The sequence below is a fragment of the Kocuria sp. CNJ-770 genome (genome assembly GCF_001942375.1).
Classification (GTDB): domain Bacteria; phylum Actinomycetota; class Actinomycetes; order Actinomycetales; family Micrococcaceae; genus Kocuria; species Kocuria oceani.
This window is the reverse complement of the sequence record NZ_MKJW01000166.1, coordinates 72,063-82,044: the sequence shown is the minus strand read 5'-3', so window position 1 is coordinate 82,044 and position 9,982 is coordinate 72,063. Positions and strand designations below refer to the sequence as shown.

The 9,982-nt window shown below is 75.2% G+C and carries 10 protein-coding genes and 2 pseudogenes; 9 read left to right on the top strand and 3 right to left on the bottom strand.

Features of this window, described 5'->3' with window-relative positions; genetic code table 11:
• The 6 genes and pseudogenes from BJF77_RS22280 to ppgK all read left to right on the top strand — a co-directional run.
• A pseudogene (locus BJF77_RS22280) lies at positions 1-368 on the top strand (MFS transporter); the annotation flags it as partial.
• A gap of 82 nt (positions 369-450) precedes the next feature.
• A complete protein-coding gene (locus tag BJF77_RS19260; protein ID WP_075873175.1) occupies positions 451-1,368 on the top strand; it encodes a ribonuclease Z in 918 nt (305 codons plus the stop codon).
• A 45-nt stretch (positions 1,369-1,413) separates the two neighbouring features.
• Positions 1,414-1,782, top strand: a complete 369-nt coding sequence (locus tag BJF77_RS19255; protein ID WP_075873174.1) for a MerR family transcriptional regulator — start codon at positions 1,414-1,416, stop codon at positions 1,780-1,782.
• 275 nt (positions 1,783-2,057) lie between these two features.
• A complete protein-coding gene (locus BJF77_RS19250; RefSeq protein WP_075873173.1) occupies positions 2,058-3,584 on the top strand; it encodes a SulP family inorganic anion transporter in 1,527 nt (508 codons plus the stop codon).
• A 598-nt stretch (positions 3,585-4,182) separates the two neighbouring features.
• Positions 4,183-4,503: a hypothetical protein gene (locus BJF77_RS19245; protein WP_075873172.1), complete on the top strand. Its 321-nt coding sequence runs from the start codon at positions 4,183-4,185 to the stop codon at positions 4,501-4,503.
• Positions 4,504-4,746: 243 nt separating this feature from the next.
• Positions 4,747-5,583: a polyphosphate--glucose phosphotransferase gene (ppgK, locus tag BJF77_RS19240; protein ID WP_075873171.1), complete on the top strand. Its 837-nt coding sequence runs from the start codon at positions 4,747-4,749 to the stop codon at positions 5,581-5,583.
• Here ppgK and BJF77_RS19235 read toward each other — a convergent pair.
• A complete protein-coding gene (locus BJF77_RS19235) occupies positions 5,580-6,158 on the bottom strand; it encodes a CDP-alcohol phosphatidyltransferase family protein (RefSeq protein WP_075873170.1) in 579 nt (192 codons plus the stop codon). The genes ppgK and BJF77_RS19235 overlap by 4 nt on opposite strands.
• 283 nt (positions 6,159-6,441) lie before the next feature.
• Here BJF77_RS19235 and BJF77_RS19230 point away from each other — a divergent pair, with 283 nt between their 5' ends.
• Complete coding sequence (locus BJF77_RS19230; protein WP_075873169.1) at positions 6,442-6,870, top strand: VOC family protein; 429 nt, start codon at positions 6,442-6,444, stop codon at positions 6,868-6,870.
• 22 nt (positions 6,871-6,892) lie between these two features.
• Here BJF77_RS19230 and BJF77_RS19225 read toward each other — a convergent pair whose 3' ends face one another.
• Positions 6,893-7,444: a DinB family protein gene (locus BJF77_RS19225; RefSeq protein WP_075873168.1), complete on the bottom strand. Its 552-nt coding sequence runs from the start codon at positions 7,442-7,444 to the stop codon at positions 6,893-6,895.
• A gap of 9 nt (positions 7,445-7,453) precedes the next feature.
• On the bottom strand, positions 7,454-8,653 hold the full coding sequence (locus BJF77_RS19220) for an MFS transporter (RefSeq protein WP_075873167.1): 1,200 nt from the start codon (positions 8,651-8,653) through the stop codon (positions 7,454-7,456).
• A 238-nt stretch (positions 8,654-8,891) separates the two neighbouring features.
• Here BJF77_RS19220 and BJF77_RS19215 point away from each other — a divergent pair, with 238 nt between their 5' ends.
• On the top strand, positions 8,892-9,605 hold the full coding sequence (locus BJF77_RS19215) for an HAD family phosphatase (RefSeq protein ID WP_047801970.1): 714 nt from the start codon (positions 8,892-8,894) through the stop codon (positions 9,603-9,605).
• Positions 9,602-9,910 (top strand): annotated as a pseudogene (locus tag BJF77_RS22275) (HAD hydrolase-like protein); the annotation flags it as partial. The gene BJF77_RS19215 and the pseudogene BJF77_RS22275, both read left to right, overlap by 4 nt.
• Positions 9,911-9,982 lie beyond the last annotated feature (72 nt).

The window sequence follows — 9,982 nt, the reverse complement described above, 5'->3', positions numbered from 1 at the left end:
TGCGCCTGCTGCGCGAGGCCAAGGACGCCCCCTCCCTCACCGCCGCCATGAACCACGCGGCCTTCAACCTGGCCAACGCCATGGGCGCCTTCCTCGGCGGCGCCGTGATCTCCGCCGGGTGGGGCTACCGCGCCCCGGCCTGGGTGGGCGTGGGCCTGGCCCTGGTCGGCCTCCTCATCCTGGCCTACGCCGTGCGGATCCAGCGCTCCGGCGCCGCTCCGGCGAGGATCCCGGCACGGACCGTCTCCGCCTGGCCCGCCCGGACCTTCGGGACGCTCGTGGTGCTCCTGCCCGAGACCGCGCAGCCGGGCCCGGTCCCGGCGAGCAGCTCCCGCACCGCCTCCTGGAGCGAGCTCGTCCCCCAGTGATCCCCGGGCGACGGTCCCGGGGGCGGCCGACCCCGCCCCCGGGACCACCCCGCACCCGCCGCACGGTGGCACACTCGGTGCCATGCGTGAGCTCGTCGTCCTCGGCACCGCCTCCCAGGTGCCCACCCGCACCCGCAACCACAACGGCTATCTGCTGCGCTGGGACGGGGCGGGCCTGCTCTTCGACCCCGGGGAGGGGACGCAGCGGCAGATGACCCACGCGGGCGTCTCCGCCGCGCAGGTGACGAGGATCTGCCTCACCCACGTCCACGGCGACCACTGCTACGGACTGCCCGGCGTGCTCTCGCGCATGGTCCTGGACGGCGTGGAGCACCCGGTGGACCTGCACTACCCGGCCTCCGGCGAGGAGGTGGTCCGGGCCCTCGTCTCCCTCGCGACCCCCGGCCTCGACCTGCGGCTGCACCCCCACGGAGGCCCGGGGGCCGTGGCCGCGGACCTGGAGGTGCGCCCCCTGCACCACCGCGTGGAGACCTACGGGTACCGGCTCACCGAACCGGACGGCCGCACGATGGTCCCGGAGCGGCTCGCGGCGGCCGGGATCGCCGGCCCGGACGTCGGCCGGCTGCAGCGCGAGGGCCGGCTGCGCGGCGTGGACCTCGAGGACATGAGCGTCCCCCGGCCCGGCCGGCGCGTCGCCGTGGTCATGGACACGGCGCCGTGCCCGGGCGCGGAGGAGCTCGCCGAGCGCGCCGACCTGCTCCTGGCCGAGTCCACGTTCGCCGACGACGACGCCGCTCTCGCCGCACGCTACCTCCACCTCACCGCCGGGCAGGCCGGGTCGCTCGCGGCCGCCGGGAGCGCAGGGACGCTGGTCCTCACCCACTTCTCGTCGCGCTATCCCGACGTCGCCCTGCTCGCGGAGCAGGCACGCCGGCGCGCCGGGGCCGCCACCGTGCTGGCGGCCCAGGACCTCGAGCGCTTCCCCCTGCCGCCGCGACGCCCCGGCCGCCCCGGGGGCGGCACTCCGGGGCACCCCTGACGGATTGCTAGACTCGGCGGTCCCGTACTTCCTGGAGGTCACCCCATGCCGCACCGTGTCCGCGGAGGCACCATGCAGATCGGCGAGCTCGCCGAGCGCACCGGCCTGTCCCTGCGCACGATCCGTCACTACGACGACGTGGGCCTGCTGCCGGCCTCCCGCACGGAGGGCGGCTTCCGCGTGTACACCGAGCAGGACGTGGAGCGGCTGCTGGTCGTCCGGCAGATGAAGCCGCTGGGGTTCACCCTGGAGGAGATGGCCGAGCTCCTGGAGCTGCTCGGGGCCGGGCCGGCCTCCCCGGAACGGCTCGCGGACTACCTGGAGCGCGCGCGGCCGGAGCGGGACAAGCTGGCCCGCAAGCTGGCCCAGGCCGACGAGTTCATCGCCATGCTGGAGCACCGCCTCGGCCGGTGACGGCCTCCGCCGTCGGGCCGCTCCGCCCCCCCCCACCGGATATGCGATCGGTCACGTCGGGCGGCCCGGGGCTCACTCTACCCTTACGCTAGGTTAGGGTTGCATGGGCACGGGCGCCGGACCGCGCCGTGCCCGGCTGCCGCCGCTGCGCACTCCCCTCCCCGTGGCCGCACGCCACCCGGGGACCCGCGCGCCCTCGCCCGCTCCGCCCCCGCGCCCTTCCGCTCTGCCGCCCTCACGAACCGCCCTCCTGCCCCCACGAACGGAGCCTTCCCATGGCCACGACGACCACCGGCCCCGCCCCGGCACTGACCCCCGAGCAGCGCCAGTCCGTCCGTCGCACCCTCCGCTCCCCCCGTCACCTCAAGACCGAGGTCCTGGCCGGACTCGTGGTCGCCCTGGCCCTGATCCCGGAGGCGATCGCGTTCTCGATCATCGCCGGGGTCGATCCGCGGGTGGGCCTGTTCGCCTCCTTCACCATGGCCGTCACCACCGCGGTCCTCGGCGGCCGCCCGGCGATGATCTCCGCCGCCACCGGCGCGGTGGCCCTGGTCATCGCCCCGCTGATGGCCTCCCACGGCATCGACTACTTCATCGCCGCCGTGATCCTGGCCGGCCTCTTCCAGGTGGTCCTGGCCCTGATCGGCGCGGCGCGGCTCATGCGCTTCATCCCCCGCTCGGTCATGGTCGGCTTCGTCAACGCCCTGGCCATCCTGATCTTCAGCTCGCAGATCCCGGAGCTGATCGGTGTGCCCTGGGCGGTGTACCCCCTCACGCTGCTCGGCCTGGCGATCGTGTTCCTCTTCCCCCGGATCACCCGGGCGGTGCCGGCGCCGCTGGTGGCCATCGTGGTGATCACCGTCCTCGTCGTCTCGTTCGGCACCGAGGTCCCCACGGTGGGCGACAAGGGCGCGCTCCCCGAGTCCCTGCCCTCGCTGTTCCTCCCCGACGTCCCGCCGAACCTGGAGACCCTGCGGATCATCGCCCCGTACGCGCTGACCATGGCCGTGGTGGGGCTGCTGGAGTCGCTGATGACGGCCAAGCTCGTCGACGACATCACCGACACGCCCTCGCCCAAGACCCGCGAGTCCTGGGCCCAGGGCGTGGCCAACGTGGTCTCGGGCCTCTTCGGCGGGATGGGCGGCTGCGCGATGATCGGCCAGACCATGATCAACGTCAAGGCCTCCGGCGCCCGCACCCGGATCTCCACGTTCCTCGCCGGGGTGTTCCTGCTGATCCTCGTCGTCACCCTGGGTCAGGTCGTCGCGGTGATCCCGATGGCCGCACTGGTGGCGATCATGATCTTCGTGTCGTGGGCCACCTTCGACTGGCACTCCGTCCGCCCGGCGACCCTGTCCCGGATGCCGCTGCCGGAGACTCTCGTGATGGTCTCGACCGTGGTCGTGACCGTGTGGACCCACAACCTCGCCCTGGGCGTGGTCGTGGGGGTGCTCGTCGCCATGGTCGCCTTCGCCCGCCGGGTCGCCCACTTCGTGAGCGTGGACCGGGAGCTCGAGCAGCGCAGCGGCCGGGAGACGGCCGTCTACACGGTGCACGGGGAGCTGTTCTTCGCGTCCTCCAACGACCTGTACACGATGTTCGACTACGCGGGGGACCCCGGGCACGTGGTCATCGACCTGTCGGACTCCCACCTGTGGGACGCGTCCACCGTCGCGGCCCTGGACTCGGTGACCGACAAGTACGCCCACTACGGCAAGCAGGTCCGGGTCGTGGGCCTGAACCAGGCCAGCCGCCGGATGCGCGTGCGCCTGGGCGGGATGCTCAACGGCGGCGGGCACTGAGCACCGCCTGAGGGGCAGCTATTTGCAATGACAACCCTTTGTGTCTGCATGTGAACCAGCTCACATCGGGGCTCTTGCCGAGTGGCCGGGAAGCGAGCATCCTTGCTTCTCACGAGGGGATTCTGTGGTCGGTACAGGACCATCCCCCGGCTCCCACAGCGTCGACCGGTGGGGCGCCCCGGATCCGGAAGGTCCGTGGCGTCGTCAAGAACCGGTCCGCGGAGGGGAGCAGCAGGGAGCGGGGCAGGCTGGGGGGCCGCCCCGCTCCCCCTGTTGTGGGGCCGTTGCCGGGCCCGGACGCACGGCCCGGGACGGCGCCCGCCCCGGGCCGACCATCAACCGCGGGGTTCCGGTGACGGCCTCCCCGTGCCCGCGGGTCCGGGCGCTTCCCGTGCTGCAGGTGGTGCGCGTGGTCCCAGGAGAGCACCCCGGTCCGGAAAACGCACTGCTGCCGGGAGGATGGTGGCGACCCCGTGGAACGCCGGTGACGATGGATCGCGGCGGTGCCGATGCACCGCCGCCGAGACGGCCCGGGCCGCTGCGCAGCGTGGCGCCCGGCCCGGGGCCGTCTCCGAGACGACCACGCCAAGGGGGTTCCATGCACGACGACACCGCCGCAGCCGTGCAGGCGCGCCTGGCCCGCCAGGCCGCCGAGCAGGCCGGCCTGACCACGGACCAGGTGTGGTGGCAGTACTTCGAGCTCGGCGGTGAGGTCGGGGCCCTGGAGATCGAGGCGTATCTGCACGAGTGCCTGGAGCTGCCGCCCGGACACCGGGACCTGATCACCTGCGCGGTCAACGAGCTGGCCGGCGGCACGGCCGCCGCCCGGGCGCCCTTCTCCTGGGAGCTCGAGGGCTCACGAGGCGACGCCGGGTCACCCGGGACCGGCCGGAGGCCGGGCCCCGGACCTCTTTCCTGAGAACCCCCAGGCCGAAGACCCCGGGGCTGCCGATCCAGGGGCGGCGAATGCCGAGGCGCGGAGCCTGGAGTCCTGGACCCGGCGGCCCGCGACCGGGACGGGGTCGCCCGGGTACCGTGCGGAGGCAGTGGCAGAATGGGCCGGGTGCCGCCACGTCGGCGGCCCGCCCCCGGCGGAGCGCGTCGAACCGCTCGGCACGGTCCGTCGCCGCCGTGCGCTCCCACCTCGACCCTAGGATGTCGGATGGCCCGTTCCTCGCCCCGTTCCGCCCTCAGGCCCGCTTCGACCGGCTGGTCGACCCTGCACCGCCACCACATCGGCGTGGACGTCGGCGGCACCCGGATCAAGTACTCCGCCGTGGACATGGCCGACGGCTCGCTGACCACCCCGGTGCTCCAGCGCCCCACTCCGGGGCCCGCCACCCCGGAGGCCGTCGCCGCGCAGCTCGAGCTCGTCGTGGCGGAGCTGTCCGGGACGGCGAGCGCACCGGATCCCGAGGCCAGCGTGGGGGTGGCGCTGCCCACGATCCTCCGCCAGGGTGTGGCGTGCTCGGCCGCGAACATTGACGACGCCTGGATCGGGCTCGACGTCCGCCGCTTCCTCACGGGAGCCCTGGGCCGCACCGTGCAGGTCATCAACGACGCCGACGCCGCGGGGCTCGCCGAGGTCCGCTACGGCGCCGGCCGCGGGAGCGCCGGCACGGTCCTGCTCATCACCCTGGGCACCGGGATCGGCTCCGCACTGATCGTGGACGGGAAGCTGGTGCCCAACCTGGAGCTGGGCCACCTGCAGCTGCGGGGCGTGGACGCCGAGGTGCGCGCCTCCGCCCTGGCCCGCGAGCGCGAGGGACTGGACTGGCCCGTCTACGCCGAGCGTCTCCAGGAGTACCTGGCCCACCTCGAGTTCCTCTTCTCGCCCGACCTGATCATCGTCGGCGGCGCCATCTCCGCCCAGCACGAGCTGTTCCTCCCGCTGCTGCGCCTGGGCGCGCGCGTGGTGCCGGCCGAGCTGCGGGACGCGGCCGGCATCATCGGCGCCGCCCGCCACGCCTACCTGGCCCTGCCGCCTGCGGAGGCCTAGCGCCGGAGGGCCTGGCGGAAGTACTGGATCCCCGCCAGGGCGTGCAGGACCGCGGCGATCTGGACCAGCACCCGGCCCACGTCGGTGACCTCGGGGCTGGACCACGCCGGACCCGCCAGCACGAGCACGGTCCCGACCATGAGCAGGGCCGTCTTGGCCTTCCCGACCGTGGTGACCCGCAGCGCGCCGAGGGATCCGCGCGCCAGCGTGGCGATGCCCACCACGACGTCCACCACCGCGATGACCACCAGCACCCACCAGGGAAAGAGCCCGACGACGCCGGCGGCCACCGCGATCGCCACGGTCCCCAGCCGGTCCGCGAGGGGGTCCATCACCTCTCCGACCCGGCTGCGCTGCCGCAGCGCCCGGGCCAGGGTGCCGTCGACCCAGTCGGTCAGGGAGAAGACGGCGACCAGGACCAGCGCCCGGACCGGTCGCTCGTCGATGTCCAGCACGGCCAGCACGGCCGGGAAGATGAGTGCGAAGCGGACCACCGAGACCACGTTGGGCACCGTGACCACGCGGTCGTAGTACGGCGACTCCGCGGGCTCCACCTCGTCCTGGTGCTGTGCCATCCGGCCTCCCGTCCGTCGCCCCGCACGGGCGGGCCGGGCCCGCCCTCGCTGCTTCCGAGGGTAGCCCGTCCCGGTCCCGGCACGGCACCGCGGAGACACCGCCCCGTCTCCTCCCGGGCCCTCGGAGCGATCGGCGACGTCGAGGTCCGCCGGGGCCCGGACCGCCTGAGGTCCACCTGCGGGGCCGTCCTGGGGACCGACGCGGCGCGACGGCTGCGGGCTACGCTGGGCGGGTGAGGCGGAGCCCGTCCCGGACTGCGCCCCGGACCCCGAGGAGACTCCCGTGGACCCGCGCGTGCACTTCGTCACCCTGGCCACCCCGGACCTCGACGCCGCGCGGCGGTTCTACGTGCACGGTCTCGGCTGGGAGCCGCTGCTCGACGTCCCGGGGGAGATCCTCTTCTTCCAGACGGCCCCCGGCACGGTGCTGGGCCTTTTCGACGCCGCGTCCTTCGCGCAGGACCTCGGCCGCACGGGCACGCCGTCCGCACAGGGCGTGACGCTCTCGCACAACGTGGACGGCGAGGACGAGGTGCGCGCGGCCGTCGCGGCGATGACGGCCGCCGGCGGGACCGTGCTGACGAGCCCGCGCCAGGGGCCCTTCGGGGGCGTCTTCCACGCGCACGTGGCGGACCCGAACGGCGTGGTGTGGGAGATCGCGCACAACCCCGGATGGCGGATCGAGGACGACGGGACCGTGCGCCTGGGCTGAGCCCGGCGCTCGGCCGGGGCGGTCAGCCGCGGACGTCGGCGCGCAGGTGGTGCTCGACGTCGTGCCGGAAGTACACCGCGAGGCGTGCCACGGTGAACTCCGTGCCGTCCCCGCGGCGGCCGGTCCGGGCCCACTGCTCCCCCGCCACCGCGTCGAAGGCGTCCGCCGTGGCGCGCAGCTCCTGGGCGATCTCCCCGGAGGCCTCGTACGGGTCCTGCTCGTTGTAGCGCTCCTGAACCGCGACGGCGTCCTGGTCCCAGTCGGGGAAGACCGGGTGCTCCTCGTCGAGCATGAGCCGCAGGCGCTCGCGGAAGACCCGGCAGAGGTCCCGGACGTGGCACGCGTACTCGAGCGGGGACCAGGTGCCCGGACGCGGCCGCTCGGTGATCCGGGGGCGCTCGAGGACGGCGACCCACCGCTCGACCGTGTCCCGCACCAGCTCGCCGGTGGCGGAGACGTCCAGGTGCGGGTCGAAGCCGCACTCGCCACAGCCCTGGTCGATCACCACGGTCCAGTCCTTGGTCTCGGGCGGGACCGGGGAGATGTCGGGGGCCTCGGGGCGCTCGGCGGTCATGCGGCCAATCTACCCGGGGCTCCGGTGCGGGGCGAGGACCCAGCGCGGACGGGGCATCCCGGAGACCGCGGCCAGCACGGAGGCGACGGCCATCAGGGCCGCGCTGAGCAGGAAGGACTGCCGGCCGTCCAGGTAGCCGGAGCCCGCCGCCCCCACCGCCGCCCCGATCTGCCCGGCGGTCGCCATCCACGAGTACACCTCGGTCCGCCGGCTCTCCGGTGCCCGGGCGGCCGCGAGGCCGTACTGCGCGGTGATGACGACCGCCAGGCCCAGCCCCGCCACGGTCAGGGCCACCGCGGACCACACGAGCCCGCCGCGCCACGCCCCGAGCAGGCAGCCCAGCACCCACACGGCCGCCGCCGCGTGGATGTGGGCGATCCGGGAGCCGGGCGGGTCGGTGCGCCCGTAGACGAGCCCGCCGAGGATCGAGCCCGCCGAGAGCAGGGCCACGAGGAGCCCGGCCTGGGCCTCCCGTCCGGCCTCGGCGGCGACCCCCACCGCAGCCATCTCCGCGGTGGTGATGGCCCCCACGCTCCCGCCCGCGAGGGCGACGACGGGCAGCAGCCGCAGCGGCAGGGGGTGCGGCGCCGCCGGGCGCACCGGGATCCGCCAGTGGGCCCCCGCGGCGCGGGCCAGCAGCACGGACGTGGCCGCCCCGAGCACCGCGACCACGAGCAGCGCGTGCCGGGGCGCCGTCCACCCCGCCACGGCGGCCACGGCGGCGGGGCCGAGGATGAAGACCACGTCCAGGGTCACGGACTCCCAGGCCTGGGCCGCGTGCCCGAACGACGACGACGGGGCGCGCATGCTCCACAGGCTGCGCAGCACCGAGGTGCCCGGGGCGGTGAGGGCGCCGGTCAGGGCGGCGCAGAGCAGGACCACCGCCGTGGGGGCCTCGGCCAGGGAGGCCCAGAGCCCCAGCAGGGCGGCGGCCTGCGCCAGGCCCAGGACGCTCATCGCCGCGCGCGGCCCCGAGCGGTCCACCCACCGGCCCCGGGCGGGACCCGTCACGGCGAGGGCCGGGGCGAGCACCGCCGCGGACCAGCCGGCCAGCTCGCGCCCGTGCACGGCGTTGACGCTGAGCACGAGGGCCAGCGAGACCATCGCCATGGGCAGCTTGGCCACCAGGCCGAGCAGCATCAGGGACCGGGACCAAGGGTGGCGGAGCATCTGCGCGTAGGACCCGGCCAGGCGGTCGGCCCGGCTCACGAGTCCCGCCGCCCCGGGATCCCGCCCCGGATCCCGTCCGTGGCACCGCCCGGGGTACGGCCCGTCGCCCCGGCCGGGCCGGCGCCCCGCCGACCAGGAGGCGCCCGGAGACGGCGGAGGGGGTCGAGGGCGTGCGGCACGCGCGCCAGTCTATGCGCGCGGCCGGCTCCGCCCGCCCCGCCGCCCGCACCGCCGCCCGCCCCGGGAGCGCCGGCGGCCTCCCGGTAGGCTGGTGCGCATGTCCTCCCCCGGTTTCCCGCACGCCGTCCTCTTCGACCACGACGGGACGCTCGTCGACACCGAGCCCCTGTGGGACCGGGCCAAGCAGGACCTCGCCGCCGAGCACGGCCGGATCTGGACCCCGCAGGACACCGACGACACCCTGGGCCGCCCGGTGGCCGCCACGATCGACCGCATGCGGCGGATCGGGGTGCCGCTCGACGACGACCAGATGTTCCGGGCGATCTTCGAGCACAGCCTGCGGGTGCTGGAGGGGACGGAGCTGACCTTCATCGACGGGATCGGGGAGCTGCTCACGGAGCTGGCGGACGCGGGGGTCCCCGCGGCGATCGTCACCAACGCGAGCTCCGCGCTGGCCCGGCACACCGCCGCCGCGGCCCCGCCGGGCCTCGTCAGGACCACCGTGGGCACGGACGACTACGCCCGCGGCGTGCGCCCCAAGCCGGACCCGGACGCCTACCTCACGGCGGCGCGCCGGCTCGGGGTGGACCCGGCGCGGTGCGTGGTGGTGGAGGACTCCCCCGCGGGAGCGGCCGCCGGGGTCGCCGCGGGCATGCCCACGGTGGTCGTGCCCGGGGAGAAGGCGGTGGAGCCCGGTCCGGGGCTGCTGCACCTGCGCTCCCACCGGGAGCTGACCCTGGCGCTGCTGCGCTCGCTGGACCCGCAGTCCCCGTCGTCGCCCTTCCACCCCGCCCAGGAGGCCCGCCCGTGAGCTCCCCCGCCTTTCCCGCCGCCGTGCTCTTCGACCACGACGGCACCCTCGTGAACTCGGAGCCCCAGTGGGCCGTGGCCAAGCGGGCGGTGGCCGCCCGGTACGGCGTGGGGTGGAGCACCGAGGACGACCACGCCACGCTGGGCCGGACCGTGCCCGCCTCGGCGCGGCTGATGGTCGAGCGCGGGGCCGCGGGCACCGTGGAGGACATCACCGCGGAGCTCGGCCAGGAGGTGGCCGACTCCCTCACGGGCGAGGTCCCGTTCCTGCCCGGCATGCGTGCGCTGCTGGACGAGCTGGAGCGGGCCGGCATTCCCGGGGCCGTCGTGACCAACGCGCTGACCGTGGTGGCGCAGGGCACCGCGTCCGGGGCCCGG